The sequence below is a fragment of the Flavobacterium aeripolare genome, from assembly GCF_013294025.1.
GTDB lineage: Bacteria > Bacteroidota > Bacteroidia > Flavobacteriales > Flavobacteriaceae > Flavobacterium.
In genome coordinates this window covers 75,720-92,243 of sequence record NZ_JABSNL010000013.1, presented here as the reverse complement: position 1 = coordinate 92,243, position 16,524 = coordinate 75,720, and the positions used below count along the sequence as shown (strand labels likewise).

Sequence of the window (16,524 nt, the reverse complement as noted above, 5' to 3'; positions counted from 1 at the left end):
CTTTATTATTTTAAAATATATGGCATTAAGTAGAAAGCGTAAGCTTTTTTTAAAAAAAGTAATTAGTTTATTCTCAGTCATTAGAGGATACAACATTCCAATTATCATACTAGCACAATACTTATCGGCTATTTTTATTCTTGCTCCAGAGAAGCGTGCCATTGCTATTTTATTAGACTTCAATTTATTTCTACTTGTTTTTGCCTCAGCGATTACTATTGCTTCGGGATACATTATCAATAATTTTTACGACAGCCAAAAGGATTTAATCAACCGCCCTAACAAATCCATGCTGGATCGCTTAGTACGACAGTCAACCAAACTAAAAGTGTATTTTGCTTTGAATTTTGTTGCCGCCTTACTAGCACTCTGGGCATCGTGGCAGGCGTTCCTATTTTTCTCGGCCTATATTTTTATGATTTGGTTTTACTCACACAAAATCAAGAAATACCCTGTGGTAGGCAACTTAACGGCAGCTGTTATGGCTATACTTCCGTTTTTTGCTATTTTGTTGCACTATTATAACAATCTGAGTTTTGAAGAAATCGAGAATTACAAGGGACATTTTGCGGTGATTTTTGCACATGCTAGCTTTTTATTCCTGTTGTTATTGATTAGAGAAATGATCAAGGACTTAGAGAATTTAAAAGGAGACTTGGCTAACAATTACCAAACCATCCCAATACGTTATTGTGAAGCCGTATCTAAAAAAATCATCACTAGCCTTATCTTGCTTACCATCGTTCCTGTTTATGTATTGATCGACGTTTATGATGTGGGCTATATGGATATTTATTTCTACAGCTGCTTTATCATCTTGATTCTGTTCTCGCTTTATTTATGGCGCGCTAGCAGCAAAGCACAGTACTTACTATTGCACAACGTATTAAAATTTTTGATTGTAGCGGGTGTATTTTGCATTGTGCTGATTAATCCAGCAGTATTGTGGAATGGCAAGAAATTACTGTTAATGATTTCGTAGTCACTTCTTTTTCAACACTATTATTCTCGTATGGCTAGCCCTGGTTGCAGCGGCATCCTTTTACTTTTTTCTTTAAAAAGTAAAAGATATAGCGGAAAACAGGAAACAGCTCCTAAAAAAACACGGTTACTTATTTAATAGCCCTCTAGGTTAACGTTTTAGCATTTTAATTAGTAGTTATTGATTGCCAATTATATAAATACTATCTTTGCGCAAATTATTGATTATTATGAATAACAAGGAAGGCAATAATAAGAGTGGTGGCGGGAGAGCAAATAGCTCACGACCACATTCAAATAAGCCAAAACCTGCGATGCAGAAGCGCGCTCAAGGGCCAAAGAAAGTGAAAGTTAACACTAAAGTAGCCGAAGTTGCTACTGATAAGGTTGAGAAAAAACCAAATCAAGCGCCAAAAAGACCTAAGGTAAAAGACGAAATTCGTTTGAATAAATATATTGCAAATTCTGGTGCTTGCTCGCGTCGTGATGCTGATATTTATATTACATCAGGGACAGTAAAAGTAAACGGAATTCCTGTAACCGAAATGGGATACATGGTAAAACCAGGTGATGTTGTAAACTTTGACGGAGCGACATTGACTCCAGAGAAAAAAGTCTACATCTTACTAAACAAACCTAAAAACTTTACGACAGCATTTGACGAAGGTCAAGAATTTCGTAACGTATTAGAGTTGGTTAAAGGTTCTACGACTGCCAAAATTGGTGCTGTAGGAAGAATGGATAAAAATACGACGGGTTTATTATTGTTTACCAATGATACTGACATGATTCGTAAATTTACATTACCTACTAACAAATCATCTAAGATCTACCACGTATCACTAGATAAAAACTTGAAATTTGAAGATTTAGAAAAAATCAACAAAGGACTAGTTCTTGACGGACACCGTGTATTTGTAGAAGACATTAGCTATATCGAAGGAGAAGCTAAAAGCGAAATAGGATTGAAATTAAGATCAGCAAACGTTAAGGTTGTACGTTCGATATTTGAAAACTTCAGCTATGATGTATTGCGTATTGACAGAGTCTCTTTTGCAGGTTTGACTAAGAAAAACTTACCAAGAGGAAACTGGAGATTGCTTACTGAACAAGAAATCATCAATTTAAAGAACGTTTAATCACCGCCTTTAAAGACAAAACCTAATTAGAAAAATCCTTTTCATTCGTGACTAGGATTTTTTTTTATAACGCCCCTCCCCCATGACCCCAGAAAAATTACAATCGATTGCTTTTAAGTGGATCGAAACCTTCAACAGCAAGGAACTAGAAAAATTATTATCGCTTTATGACGACGATGCCCAACATTTTAGTCCGAAATTAAAAATTGCACAGCCAGAAACGGATGGTTTCATTAGCGGTAAAGACGCGATGCGTGCTTGGTGGCAAGATGCATTTGAGAAAATCCCTAGTTTACAGTACAAACTAAAGACGCTTACTGCAAATGGCGACCGCGTTTTTATGGAATACATTAGAACGGCAGACAATGAAGCTGATGTAGCAGTAGCAGAAGTACTAGACATTAGAGAAGACAAAATTGTCGCTTCAAGAGTGTACCACGGTTAACTGTAACTCTTGCTTTACTACCACAAGCAACATACAACACTATTTACAATTCCATCTTGATCTTATCGGGATGGAATTTTTTATTTGGCTGCAGCCAATAGCCGTATATTAACAACCCAGCGCACCGTTGCTACACTATTTTTACCTAATTTTGAGTAGTCCGTTATGGAGACCGCTACTTCTTGTTGTCTTTTTTTTATTCGAAAACAAAATGCAAAAATCCTATTTAAAATTGGTCGCCCTTTTATTCCTCACGCTAGCGAGCTGCCAGCAGCAGGGAAAGCAGCAGCAAATCGTTCCCAAAAACACTACTACTGCTAGTGCAAAAAAGCCTACTGATACTATGACGATCGATTTACTAGCTTTACAGCAAGAAGGCTTGTTAAAAGAGACCCGTTTAGTCACCGTGCAAGATGATCCTGTTTACCACAGCGTAAAAAGATACCAGGCGTTTGCTTTATCTAGCTTACTTGCTAACTATACCGCTATTAAAACAATCGACCCTACAGCGTACCAAATCGTATTTGAATGTATCGATGGCTACAAACCCATGATGCCTTTGCAAAAAATCATGAATTCTAAGGCGTATGTTGCCGTAAGCGATGTTGATGCTCCAAAGGGCCAATTATGGTCAGCGATTGTAAAGGATGGACACCAAATGAAAGCCGCACCTTTTTATCTCATTTATGAAGGCGTTGCTTCCACTGCTTCTGACTACAAATGGCCATATAATTTGGTTAAAATCCATCTTGTAAACAATAGCGAAAACATTGCCCTGCTCGCTCCAAAAAACGATCCTAAGGCCCAAGCTGGCTTTGCTTTATTTACTAAAAACTGTGTGACCTGCCACGCCATAAATAAAATAGGCGGCAGCATGGGACCCGAATTAAATTACCCTAAAAGTGTCACCGAATACTGGAACAAAGCACAGTTGAAACAATTCATTCAACATCCGGCGTCGTTTAGAAACGATGTAAAAATGCCCATGCTAACTACGATCACCCCTAAAGACATTGACCAAATCGTTTATTACCTCGAGTATATGGCCAAGCATAAAATAAAATCAAATTAAAATAACCATAGGAAGTAGCATTAGAAAGCTATTATTCGAAAAAGAAACCAACTTAAAACCACATGATATGAAAACACCAAAGCTTCTGATTTTAGGAACCGCAGTTTGCTTGCTTAGTAGCAGTTGCAAAAAAGAAGACAGTGCAAAAACCACCGACTTTACGGCCATCACCACCCATTATTTTGATGATAAAAACGCACTCGATCCTTTGAGCGCGACACAAAACGGACAAAACCAATACAACGACCAATTGCAGTTTGAAATGACCGATGGCTATCGCAAATCACAGTTGGCTTTTTTTGACAAATATCAAAAAACGATTGCTAGTGTAGACCAGAAAGAATTATCGGCAGAGGAATTGAATAGTTACGAAATCATAAAATGGGAAGTAACGGTAGGTAAGGAATTATTGCAGCAACCCACCAATTTAATTCCGATACATCAGTTTTGGGGCACGCATTTAACCATGGGACAATATGCTGGAGGAAGCAGTGGCCAACCTTTTAAAACCGAGAAAGACTATACTAATTTCTTAAAGAGAATGGACTTGTATAGTGTTTGGATTGATTCGGCGATGGTGTATATGAAAAAAGGAATGGCAAAAGGAGCGGTTTTACCTAAGGCGTTAACCGAAAAACTCCTGCCGCAGTTTGCTAACATGCCCACCGCTAATGTCACCGACAATTTGTTTTATTCGGCGATTAAAATCATGCCCGCAGATTTTTCAGACGCTACTAAAAAAGAGCTAACCGAAAAATACACCGCTACGATCAACGATAAGTTGGTTCCGCAATACAAGAAAATGGCCGAATTCATTAAAAACGACTACTTGCCAGCCTCCCGCGCGACAAGTGGTATCGGTAGTTTGCCTTTTGGAAAAGACTTGTATGCTGTTTATGTCAAACAATGGACGACGACGAGCATGACTCCTGAGGCAATTCATCAGTTAGGACTAAGCGAAGTGGCACGCTTGAACAGCGAGATGGAAAAAGTAAAAACGCAGGTAGGTTTCAAGGGAACGTTACTCGAATTCTTTGACTACGTAAGAAACAAACCCGAACTAAAACCCTTCAGAAAACCCGAAGAAGTCATCGCCAATTTTGAGCGCATCTACAGTGTAATCAAACCCAATGTAGATCGCTTGTTTTCACTACAGCCAAAAACCAAATTTGAGATTCGAAGAACAGAAGCCTTTCGAGAACAAACAGCCAGTGCTGAATACAGTCCAGGCACAACCGATGGAACACGTCCGGGGATATTTTATGTACCTATTCCAGATGTGAAGGAATACAATAGCTATGGAGACGAAGATTTGTTCTTACACGAAGCCATTCCGGGGCATCACTTTCAGATTTCGCTACAGCAAGAAAACGCTAGCCTACCTGATTTTAGAAAATACAACTGGTTTGGCGCCTACGGTGAAGGTTGGGCCTTGTACACCGAAAGCTTGGGGAAAGAACTGGGCTTGTATAAAGATCCGTATCAGTATTTTGGGATGTTAGGAAACGAAATGCACCGTGCGGTACGATTGGTTGTCGACACGGGATTGCATAGCAAAGGCTGGACTAGAGAGCAAGCAATAGCGTATTCACTAGCCAACGAAGCCGAAAGCGCAGCTAGCATTACTACGGAGATCGAACGCTATATGGCGATTCCGGGGCAGGCGTTGTCGTATAAAATAGGGCAATTAAAAATCATGGAACTGCGCAAAAGAGCACAAGACAAAATGGGAACCCAATTTGACATTAAAAAATTCCACGAGAAAGTGTTAGCATCTGGAGTCATGCCACTGGCATTATTAGAGAAAAAAATCGACGCTTGGATAGCTGAGAAATAAGCTGCCGTTGCTTTTACATTCTAGTACTAGCAGCTAGACATACTACGGTTTGGTTAAAAGCGTAAAAAGCTGCAGGCTTCGAATGTTTTGTAGTATAGTGTAGCCGTATTTTTCGAAAGTAAAAATAACCTTATCCTTTTAAAATAATAAAAGCTTCTCGATTGAGAAGCTTTTATTTATTAAGGAACAAACTAGTTACCAGAAAACAGTTTGTTACTTGAGTTAAATATAGGAAATATTATTCAATAGTATCCCGTTTAAAAAATTGATTATTAACAATTATTTCGTGCAACGGCTGTAGGTCTTTTAGCAGCACTTTTTGATCAAAGGCAGCAATGTGTCTTAGATGGTGCACATCAGAACCTACGTAGCTGTACATTCCTTTTGACAGTAATTTTTCGGCAATTTTAGCGATTTCGCCACCGTAATAACCCACTACAGATAGCAGGTTTAATTGTAATAAGCAACCCGCCTTGACCAACTTAGCGTACTCATTAAAATCATTGTGGTAGAACAAATAGCGTTCGGGATGCGCCAGTACCGGCACATAACCTGCTAGTTGTAAGTCATACAAGATGTTGTACAATTGTATGGGCGCGTTGATGTATGACATCTCTACCAGTACGTGTTTGCCTTTTAAGGTGAGTAATTCCTTTTTTTGAAAAAGGCGGGCAAACTGATCGTCCATTAGGTATTCTGCGGCGGCATGTAAAGGAACGCTTGCCTTACTATTGGCTAGTAGTTGCAGTGTTTCCTCTTTCTTGCTTATAATTTGCTCGTGGGTATTGTCCCAGATGCCCTGAATAATGTGTGGTGTGGCAATAAACTGTGTGATCCCAAACCCTTGCATCGCTTGTATCAACTGCAAGCTATCGGCAAAGGTGGCGGCACCATCATCGATTCCGGGCAATAGGTGTGCATGGATATCGATATGGCCTTCGGGGATGAGGTCTTTTAAAACCGGCTTATTTCTAGAAAAGAAAAACATGCTGTAGTATTAAAAATGATGCAACAAAGTAACAAAAAAATTATAGAAATGGCGCTTGCTTCAATCTTTATTGTGTGTTAAAAGCAGCCAGCCTAGACACTATTACCATTACTCAATAGTCGCTTAGACTACCAACAAAAAAGGCTACAAATTGCAGTAATTTGTAGCCTTCTTTATAATATGATGGTAGTATTTATACTAGCACTATCCTTTTAGTTTGTACCATGGTTTTTTCTGTACCTCGTGACCGTAGCCATAGCCGTAACCGTATCCTTTTGTAGAGTCGGTGTCGTTTAACAGCATGCACATATTAGGCAGTTTGCCCTCTTTGTATAAGTTGTTAGCAATATCCAGCATCCTTTTCTCTAAAAAGTTAGCACGAGCCACATAGATAAAGCAATCAGCATGTTTAGCGATTAGCAAGGTATCTGTAACCAAACTCACTGGAGCCGTATCCACGATAATGTAATCGTAGCGTGATTTTAAATCGGCAAAGAGGCTGTCTACTTTTTTATTCATCAATAGCTCTGCAGGATTGGGTGGAATAATCCCTGCTGGCAACACGCTAAAATCTTCGTATCCTGGAAACTTGATAATCAAATCATCGATAGCGAGGTCTTTTGACGATAGGTAATTAGTCAACCCACGTTCTGGTAAGTTGAGGTAGTTTTGTAATTTGGGATTTCTAACATCCATTCCCACTAACAATACTTTTTTACCTGACAAGGCAAAGGTAGCTGCTAGATTTACTGATATAAATGTTTTTCCTTCCTTAGGGAACGTAGAGGTTAGAAACAATGTTTTGGCGGTTCCTTCTGGCACCCTATTCAACATAAACTCTAAGTTGGTTCGAATGATCCTGATTGCCTCCGCAAAACTCGTTCTACTGTCTGACTTCACTAATTCGTTTGGCGTATCTGAGGTAGGCACGTCTCCTATAAAAGGAATCGTTGTTTTCCCATCTAGATCCAAACGGCTTTTTATTTTGGTATCCAATACATCATCGATATAGATCACCCCAAACGGAATCAATAATCCTAGCAACAATCCCGCTAGGTAAACAATTTTCTTTTTTGGAGCCACGGCAATATCATCTGCTTTGGCGGTATCGATTACTCTGGCGTTCGGCTCTGTAGCAGATAATGAAATCGCTGTTTCCTCCCGTTTTTGCAACAAGTACAAGTACAATTCTTCTTTTACTTTTTGCTGTCTAGCAATCGCTCTAAACTGGCGTTCTTGAACTGGTATTTTATTTATTTTCGAATTTAATATCCCTTCTTGGTTGCTTAAGTTGCGTTTTTGAATGTTCAAACTCGACTGCATGCGCATCAAACTCGTTTGTACTGTACTGCGTAACGAACTAATTTGCTGGTCTAATTGAATTACCGAAGGATTCAACACAGTAGCCGACTTTAAAATGCGGTTGCGATTAAGCACCAACTCATTGTACGAACTAATCAATCCCGAAGCATCGCCATCTGCAGTTAAAATATTGGTAGGCAGCAAATCGCTGTTGTCACTTTTTTTAATAAAGCCCAGCATTGACGAAACCACATTTAATTGAATCTCTGTTTCTACGCCTTTTTTATCGTATTCATTTGATCCCTCAACAAATATCGCCGCCTCTGCAGCAACATCAGTAATTTTATTGCTCTTTTTAAAACCTTCTACATCCTGCTCTACACCATCTAATTCCTCAGTAATCAACGCCAATCGCGACGCAATAAACTTAGAAGTATTCTCAGAGATAAAGTTTTTATCAGCGGCAGCATCATCGTTGTACATCGCCACTAAGGTATTCAAGAAATTCTCTGACTTTTCTCTTACTGGACCCGTAACGCTTATCGCTACCACACTACTCGTTTCACTCAAAGGTTCTATTTGCAAGCCGTTTTTATAGCCAGCCGCTACTTTTTCTAGTGGGTTGATGCTAACAGTAATCGTTTGCTCTTGTCCTTTAAAATAAGCAGTATTATACTTTGTTTTTCTAATTAAGAACTTCCCGTATCGTGTCGCAATTTGCTGCTCGTATTTGTAGCTGTTGCCATTTAGCAAAGCTTTAGCTCCACTATCGACTGCGTTTTCTTCTAGTGTAAAACTGTCTGCAGCGGTTGCCGTAAAATTAAAGTTTAGACTGTTTTTATATAAATCTCCATTAGCATCTAGTATAACAACTTCTACAGGCGCTTGTGCGTATAATTCGCGATCGACTACGTTTCCTTTTTCTGCAATGCGTACTGTAAGATTCAAACTCTTAACGACATTTTGAACTAGGGTTCTCGATTTTAAGATTTCGATTTCATTGTCAAGGTTGCTTTTCATACCACCACCAATGCCCATATCGGCAAAAGCAGATAATTCAGAGAGCATCCCCCCCTTCTTTTCATCTTTTACTAAGATTGTAGTCTGTGCTTGGTATTGCGGTACCGTGTAGCGCAAGTATATGAAAGCAACTAGTAAACAAACTGCAGCACTTAGTGCAAACCATTTCCAGTGCCTTAGGTACTTAACAATAAATGCTTTAAAGTCGAAATCGCTTTCAAAATCATCCTCGTAATTGTTGTATTCCATCTAAAATATTATCTTAAAATTAAAGTTACCAGTGTAATTAGTAATGACGTTATCGATATTAAAACGCCTGTATTCGGTCCCACGGCCGATGCATTGGTTCTCGTTTTATTTGGTTCTACGTAGACCACATCGTTTTGAGCCAAATAGTAAAAAGGGGAATTGATAAAATCAGCCTTGGTGATGTCGACTCTATTGAATGACTTCACCCCATTGACTTCTCGTATAATTAAGAGGTTGTCTCGCTTCCCATAAATAGTCAAATCTTTTCCTAATGCTAATGCCTCAATCAAAGTAATTCTTTCTGAGTTGATTGTGTAGGATCCCGGTGCATTGACCTCTCCTTGCACCGATACTTTAAAATTAGCAATTCTAAAATTGATGATGGGGTTTTTAATGTAAAGCCCTATTTTTTCTTTGAACATACGCAGTACTTCGGTACGGCTTAAACCACCTACTTGCAATTTCCCTAGTACCGGAAAATCAATAGCACCCTTAGCATCTACCAAATACAATTGCATACTCTCTTGTCCTGAAGCAGCACTTACATTACTAGTACTTGCCATACGAATTGACTTCAAATTAAAAGGCGCGGCAATTTCTTGGTCTTCGGCTGAAACAATAATCGAAAGCAAATCATCGGGCTGAATTTTTACTTCGTAGCTCATGGCTGTTTCTAATTGTGTGAGCTCAGCACTGTTTTGATAGTACACTACTTCTTGTCTGGATGCACAAGAAAAAAATAGGACGGCCAGTACAACAACTAAAACCTTATTTATTAGGGGACTGCATTTCATAATTATCTGCTTAATTTTTAAAATGATTTATGTGGGTGGGGTCGAATAAGTAACCGTTACTGGCTATTAGTCTGTTTTTTTTTTAACGTTTTGTTCCTAGTCGCCAAATATAGCAATTCAAGATTTATAATACTATTGCTTTCTATGCTAGTAGTTGCTGCTCCACTCTAGTAAGCCTTTACTAACAATATACTGTTGAACAATTACTTCTTTGTAAAACTAATACGCACTTTCTTCTCCTTTGAACATGTTGGCCACTGTATGGTAGATGATTTTAATATCTAAGATTAGGCTCCAGTTTTCTATGTACCAGATATCGTAATCGACTCTATTCTTCATATCAATCAGCTCTTTTGTTTCTCCGCGGTAACCGTTCACCTGTGCCCAACCGGATATTCCTGGCTTGGTGTAATGGCGTACTTGGTAGTTGTTGATTAACTCTGAGTAGCTTTCTGTATGTTTTAACATGTGTGGTCGCGGTCCAATCACTGACATGGTTCCCCACAGCACATTAAAAAATTGAGGGAGTTCGTCAAAATTAGTTTTACGCATAAAGGCACCCATTCTGGTTACCCTAGCATCACCTTTGGTTGCTTGCAGGCTGTCTGAATCTTTATTGACTTGCATGGTACGAAATTTATAACAGGTAAAACTGTCGTTTTCTCTACCCGATCGCTGCTGCTTAAAAAAAACAGGGCCCGGTGAATCGAGTTTGATTAGCAAACAAAGTAAGGGAAACAACCACGGAAAAATACCCAAAATAACCACTAAAGAAAAACCAATATCAAAGACTTTTTTAGACAAGCGATTGATGGTGCCTTCTAGCGGTTCTTTTCTAAACATCAAGACCGGTGTATTGTCATAAAAAGTAATTTCTACTTTACGGGATTTGGTGTACTGGTGAAATTCTGGAATGAATTTTATTCTAATCATGTTGCGCTCACACAAGGCGGTCAACTTTTTGATGGTCTGCACTTGGTCTGCCGAAATGGCAATGTACATTTCGTCTACCTTTTGTTTTAAAACATAATTACCAATCTCATTAAAATCACCGAGCATCTCCTCTACTAAGCTTTGCTTGTAGGGCTGTTTGTCATCAAAAAAACCCAATACTTTGTAGCCGTAAGTCAAGTCTTTGCTTAGGATTCTTTTAATATTTTCCCCAGCTTCATTAGCCCCTACCACAATCACACTTTTGAAGTTGTAGCCTTGCGCTCGGATGTCCTTTAACATCTTCATAAAACCCAAACGGGAAATAAACAACATTACCCCAAAACAGAGGTAAAAGTACAGCATGCGTACTCTGGAAATGTCGTTGTAATTTAAGACCGCAATAAATATTGCAATCAAAGCCAAATGGATAAAGATGTGTTTCAGCATTCTATAGAGTATGGTCTCGATCCGTTCCACACGAATGATGCGGTAGGCATCCCTGCTTAATAGAATGATAATCCACAAAAGATTAGACATCAATAGAATCGTCTTCACCTCTTTTAAATCAGTTCTAACCAAGGCACCATAGCAGAGTAGAAAAGACAAAATTATCGCAGCGTTTAACACTGCTAAATCCCACAAAACAAATACTAATTTGAAATAGCGAGAGAGTCGCAAGCTTGCGAGTTGTTTTAAAACAGTCATATCGTTTACTTAAGATCTAGAAGAAACAGTAGTTAAATTTTTAATTTTTTGCTGCAGTATTAATTTGATAAATATGGGACCGTAATACAAATAGCGTTTCCACATGCGTTTGGGTTCTTTGATTAATCGAATGAACCATTCTAATCGCATTTTAATCCAGAAAGGGTTTGGACGCGCTACTGTTCCTGCATAAAAATCAAAAACAGCCCCTATGGAACAAATCACATTGGCATCAAGTACCGCTTTGTGCTGATAAGCCCATTTTTCTTGCTTTGGAGCGGTCATCCCTACGAACAAAACATCGGGTTGCAGGCTGCTTACCGCAGCAATCATTTTATTATTGTCGTCTTCTGTAAAAATCGCTTTAAATGGTGGCGAGTAGCTCTTTACTTTGACATTAGGGAATTCTCGTTGTATGCGCGCTTCAATTTTTTGAAGTGTAGCCTCCGAAGCGCCCAAATAAAAACAGCTGCCTCCTTTTTTATTTAAATCTTCTAGTAAGAACTGGTGCGCATCTGCTCCCGCGATTTTAGTGATTTTTTTATTGTTTAATAATCGCACCGCAGCCACAATGGCCATACCGTCTGGCAAAAGAATATCACAGTTTTGCAAGGATTCTTTAAAGTCAGCATCTTCCTCTGCAATACAATAAGAATACTGGTTGATTGTATTAATCAACGTTTTATCTTTAAAATGTAAGTTTGCTACTGTCCCACCATATACAGCATAATCTTGCACTGCAACGGTCGTTAATTGATTGTTCATTTAATTGATTTTCTATGCGGGTACTTATTGCTCAGAAGTAATTACTGCTTTACTACTATTCTTAAGATTGCTTAATTAATATTGTAGAATATATATGTATATATATATATTACTTTATAACTAATATTTAAAACGGTCATTATCTAACAAGAAGAATTTCCCTTACTTTGTTTTTTATTCTTTCTTTTAAACTAAATTTATTTAGAAATTCCTTTTGCCGAACTGAATTGATGTCGCAATCTTTGAGGAATTCAAATTCCACTTCATTTACTGTATCTATGTTTGTAAGATATCGGTCTTTCAAACCAACTGTATTGGTAGCAAATTCATCAAATCCTTCATTGCTGATCTTAGAGCTGTTTGGAAAAAGGACAATTCCTTTATTTTTAAAAATATGATAAGTCCATCTTATGGCCCAAGAATCTAGCTTGCCATCCATCTGTTTTTTAAGCATAGCATTTACATCTGAACCTAAATAAGAGAATTGTTTTTGTCTTTTCTTATCATTTTTAAAGCTTGAATAATCAGCAACAGTCCAATCAGCTTTTTCCCATCGATCTGCCCAAGTTGCCCAACCCCATGGCCAGAATCTATTTAAAAAATAAACGTCATCTTCTATTTTGGTTTTGTACGGAAAAGAAAAACCACAAACCGCCATAACTTTATTGCTATTCTGGTAATAGTCGAGTGATTTATTCATAAAATCTAGAAAGTTACTGCTTGATATTAAATCATCTTCTAACACTATTACACTTTTATGTTTATCTAAAATTGCTGTAACACCATCAATAATTGAGTTAGCCAAGCCCTTATTTTGTTCTGCTTCATTAATTAGTACAGAGCGAAATCCGGAAATTGTATGAATATAGTTTCTAACCTGTGCAACTGCTAATTCTTCTTTCTCGTTGCGTCCAGCATCTGAAAAAACAATCAAATCAGAGTGAATAGCGAGTTTGCTTTTCTGTAAAGCTTCAACAGTTAGTATTAACGTATCTAATCTCTTAAAAGTAAAAAGAACTATAGGTGCTAAGGAATGCATTTAATTATATTAAGTTAATTTTTTTTTAATATTCCATAATGAAGGTGCAATTGCTCGCAAGTGAATGGTAAAATAATGAAAACATGCTGCAAACAAGCCATTATGTCTTTTGTCAAAAACAAAAAACTGTTTAGGACTGCAACCACTTGTAGGCAAGTACAGGCTTTGTAACCTTTTTTTTAAGGGCACAGAGGCCGTCCTCCACTTAGGTAAAACCGTATGGCTCTCACAAGTACCAACAAATGATGGCGCTACTAAAAGTTTGATTCCCTTTTTCTTTGCCCTCAAACCATAATCAAAATCTCCTACTGCATGATGAAATATAGGGTCTAGATTACCTATTTCTTGAAAGACTGCTTTTGGAATTAATACGCAATTGCCATTTAGATAGGTACACTCTTGAAATTCCCCATTAGGAATTAAAAGCTTGTGTGGCTTATTACTGTAGCCTCCATAGGTTGCTTTTTGGCTTACTTCTGATTGAGTTGTACCACATACAATCGATCCTGTATAAGGTCGCGACAATAAAATGATAAGCGCATCATCGAATAGAAACGTGTCGTCATTTAACCACAAATAATAATCAAAATCTTTTGCTTTAGTAGCAGTATCCCAAGCCAATCGCATCCCTCGATTCCAGTATAGATTACCATCGCCCTGCACAATATTAACATTAGGAAATTTTATTGTAATTGCCTCCCTTGTTCCATCACTTGAACCATCATCTACCAAGAAAATTATAAATTTATAGCCTTCTGGCACAAAACATTTGTAAAATGCTTCTAAACAAGCTAGTGTTTTGTCTTTGCGATTGTGGCAGGTTATTAGAACAGCAACATCTTTATATACCATGTAATTTTCTTTTATTATTGAAATACGCTAACTTTCGATATCTTTTGTCGAAAATTCCATTAACCCAAATTTTTATTTCTAGATCAGTCATTCTTCTAAATTTAGTGGAATAACACATACCAATTGTAACCCAAAGAAAAAGATACTGCAATTCAAATGTTGTAAAATCCTCCACAAATGCATATGTCCATCTAAAAGCTACAAAAACACCTAGTAATTTCATTAAATAACTTTTAGACTTATAAAGGGCTAATAAAGAAGCTTTAATGAATACCAAAAAGTATAAAACGACACCAATCAAGCCATTCCACGTAAAAATGTTATGTACAGCTACTTCTGAACCAAAGCGTTCTTTTGTATTCATTTTCAAATCCTTAGAAACCATCTTTCGAAAATATTCTGAATCATAGCCTCTAGCAGGAGTACGACCAAATAAAACGTACTCGTGTTTTACAGCCGATTGCAATACTTCTTCGTATAAAAAAGTACGGGTATCTGCAGTTAGCGACGATGATTTACTCTTGCCATTTATATTGGTCGTAGATTCGTAATCCCCTTCTATATATTCATTCATCTTAAAGATGTTAAACATACCGAAGATTCCCAATGATAACAAAATAATTGGAAGTAGGTAAAAAGTAAATCCTGTTATACGTAATAGTTTTATGCTAATACTACGTCTACAATAATAACTTAAACCAATAATTAGGGCGAATATAAAGCGGATAATATTACTTCTCGCATCAAGGCTAAAGAACAAAACAACTATCGTTAGAAAGAGCAAATAATATCGATACTTTGGTGATAGCAACATAATGAATGGTAGCAAAAACAAAACAGGTATAAAATATTTACCATATAAATCTGCTCCATGCTCCGTTCCAAAAGTATAGGGAATCAAAAAGATAAATAAAATAGGCATATATTTAAACCATCTTCTAATTAAATTTTGGAGGAATAAGGTATCATCTAATATGTAGACTACCAATGGGATAAACAACATAAATCCTGTACCAACAAGATTTTTAAACTCCCAATAGTTACTAGCTACAAAAAAACCACGAAGAATACAGATGAAGTTCCATATCAGAAAATATTTCACAGGTTTTGCCTTTGCAGCTGTGTTCTCATTAGGAGACTTATATGCTAAAATAGCAAATATCATAATTATAGCAAACTCCAATACCCACCAAAATATAGTGTTTCCAATTTCTAACACTGTATAAGTTCCTACACGAATTAAGGTAATCAGAAGAATTAGCCAGATTAACCAGTTCTGTTTTTCTTTCATTCATGAGAAATATAAAGATTAAATATCAATTTAACGTTATTAGCCATATTATATTTTTCATCAACAAATGATTTTGCCTTATTAGATATCTGTTCCTTCATAGATGCATCACAATGTAATTCACCAATACTTTTCACTAATTCCACTATTCTAGGTTTAATTACTAATGAATTTCTTTGCGTTGCGTTAAAATCTCTTAATCCTGGCACATCGTATAAAATGGATGGTATACCACAGCCCATATTTTCAATTGTTGTGATTGGAAGCCCTTCGTGCTTACTTGTCATCAAATATATATCTGATGCAACTAGAAATTTACGAACATCTGTTTGGTTTCCCATGAAAATTATGTTATCATCAACAATTAGTTTTTTTGACAACTCTTTCTCCTTACATAAGTCATCTCCTTCACCTAAATGTAAATAAATAGTGTTGGGATACTTTTCTAAAATGATCGGTAATGCTTCTATGATATCTGAGTGTCTTTTAATATGGCTACATCCTCCCACAGAGATAAGTACTAAGGCATCCTTATCAATCCCTAATTCTTCTCTTACTAATTCTTTTTCCCCAACCACAGCAGGGTAAAAACGGTTATTCCCATACCAATTATTTATAAGTATCGTTTTATTAAAAAAAACCTTTAGCTCATTCTGATAAACAGAATCACTTATTGTCTGAAAAGTACAACTCAGCATTTTTTTGGCCGACCATCGTAGCCACAAATGATACCATCTGCTATACCATGATGTTGGAAAAACATTATGAAAGGTATAAACTGATTTAACTCCAGCAAGTTTAGCACACAGCGCCATACCCCAATAAGTACTATTAGAGTGGTTGTGCAATACATCGTATTTTTCAGTTTTTAGAAATTTAATAAAACTTAAATAATAAATTCCTCTTTTAAATAAACTTGATTTACTGGGTATTGACTTATGATATACTGTATAGCCAGCTTTTTTAAATTTTGGAGCAAATTCACCTAAAGAATTGGCTGTTGCAACTACTGAAAGTTCGCAACCTAGCGATTGAAATATAGGCGCTGCATCTACATACATAATTTCTGCTCCAGAATATTTTAGTTCATTTAAGATGTGAATAATTTTCAT

General features: G+C 37.1%; 14 protein-coding genes. 5 read left to right on the top strand and 9 right to left on the bottom strand.

The genetic code is table 11. The features are described from left to right. Nucleotides 1-19 precede the first annotated feature (19 nt). From HNQ00_RS14375 to HNQ00_RS14355, 5 genes are all read left to right on the top strand, one after another. Nucleotides 20-982, top strand: a complete 963-nt coding sequence (locus tag HNQ00_RS14375) for a geranylgeranylglycerol-phosphate geranylgeranyltransferase (protein ID WP_173839199.1) — start codon at nt 20-22, stop codon at nt 980-982. A 229-nt stretch (nt 983-1,211) separates the two neighbouring features. After that, a complete protein-coding gene (locus HNQ00_RS14370) occupies nt 1,212-2,120 on the top strand; it encodes a pseudouridine synthase (protein WP_173839198.1) in 909 nt (302 codons plus the stop codon). Nucleotides 2,121-2,202: 82 nt separating this feature from the next. Further along, complete coding sequence (locus tag HNQ00_RS14365; protein WP_173839197.1) at nt 2,203-2,565, top strand: nuclear transport factor 2 family protein; 363 nt, start codon at nt 2,203-2,205, stop codon at nt 2,563-2,565. Nucleotides 2,566-2,776: 211 nt separating this feature from the next. Then, a complete protein-coding gene (locus tag HNQ00_RS14360) occupies nt 2,777-3,637 on the top strand; it encodes a c-type cytochrome (RefSeq protein WP_173839196.1) in 861 nt (286 codons plus the stop codon). A gap of 67 nt (nt 3,638-3,704) precedes the next feature. Next, nucleotides 3,705-5,474: a DUF885 domain-containing protein gene (locus HNQ00_RS14355; RefSeq protein ID WP_173839195.1), complete on the top strand. Its 1,770-nt coding sequence runs from the start codon at nt 3,705-3,707 to the stop codon at nt 5,472-5,474. A 238-nt stretch (nt 5,475-5,712) separates the two neighbouring features. Here the strand turns inward: HNQ00_RS14355 and HNQ00_RS14350 are convergent, their stop codons facing one another. The 9 genes from HNQ00_RS14350 to HNQ00_RS14310 all read right to left on the bottom strand — a co-directional run bounded on the left by HNQ00_RS14350 (nt 5,713) and on the right by HNQ00_RS14310 (nt 16,524). Beyond that, complete coding sequence (locus HNQ00_RS14350) at nt 5,713-6,462, bottom strand: tyrosine-protein phosphatase (RefSeq protein ID WP_173839194.1); 750 nt, start codon at nt 6,460-6,462, stop codon at nt 5,713-5,715. Nucleotides 6,463-6,666: 204 nt separating this feature from the next. Beyond that, nucleotides 6,667-9,033 carry a GumC family protein gene (locus tag HNQ00_RS14345; RefSeq protein WP_173839193.1) on the bottom strand — a complete coding sequence of 789 codons (2,367 nt, stop codon included), beginning with the start codon at nt 9,031-9,033 and terminating at the stop codon, nt 6,667-6,669. 8 nt (nt 9,034-9,041) lie between these two features. Then, entirely contained in the window at nt 9,042-9,827 is a 786-nt protein-coding gene (locus HNQ00_RS14340) for a polysaccharide biosynthesis/export family protein (protein WP_173839192.1), read from the bottom strand. Nucleotides 9,828-10,046: 219 nt separating this feature from the next. Then, complete coding sequence (locus tag HNQ00_RS14335) at nt 10,047-11,465, bottom strand: undecaprenyl-phosphate glucose phosphotransferase (protein ID WP_173839191.1); 1,419 nt, start codon at nt 11,463-11,465, stop codon at nt 10,047-10,049. A 9-nt stretch (nt 11,466-11,474) separates the two neighbouring features. Continuing rightward, nucleotides 11,475-12,230 carry a WecB/TagA/CpsF family glycosyltransferase gene (locus HNQ00_RS14330; RefSeq protein WP_173839190.1) on the bottom strand — a complete coding sequence of 252 codons (756 nt, stop codon included), beginning with the start codon at nt 12,228-12,230 and terminating at the stop codon, nt 11,475-11,477. A gap of 139 nt (nt 12,231-12,369) precedes the next feature. Beyond that, a complete protein-coding gene (locus HNQ00_RS14325; RefSeq protein ID WP_173839189.1) occupies nt 12,370-13,269 on the bottom strand; it encodes a sugar transferase in 900 nt (299 codons plus the stop codon). 9 nt (nt 13,270-13,278) lie between these two features. Beyond that, nucleotides 13,279-14,121: a glycosyltransferase family 2 protein gene (locus HNQ00_RS14320; RefSeq protein WP_173839188.1), complete on the bottom strand. Its 843-nt coding sequence runs from the start codon at nt 14,119-14,121 to the stop codon at nt 13,279-13,281. Then, entirely contained in the window at nt 14,111-15,412 is a 1,302-nt protein-coding gene (locus HNQ00_RS14315; RefSeq protein ID WP_173839187.1) for a hypothetical protein, read from the bottom strand. Before HNQ00_RS14315 ends, HNQ00_RS14320 begins: the two co-directional genes overlap by 11 nt. Further along, on the bottom strand, nt 15,409-16,524 hold the full coding sequence (locus tag HNQ00_RS14310) for a glycosyltransferase (RefSeq protein WP_173839186.1): 1,116 nt from the start codon (nt 16,522-16,524) through the stop codon (nt 15,409-15,411). Before HNQ00_RS14310 ends, HNQ00_RS14315 begins: the two co-directional genes overlap by 4 nt.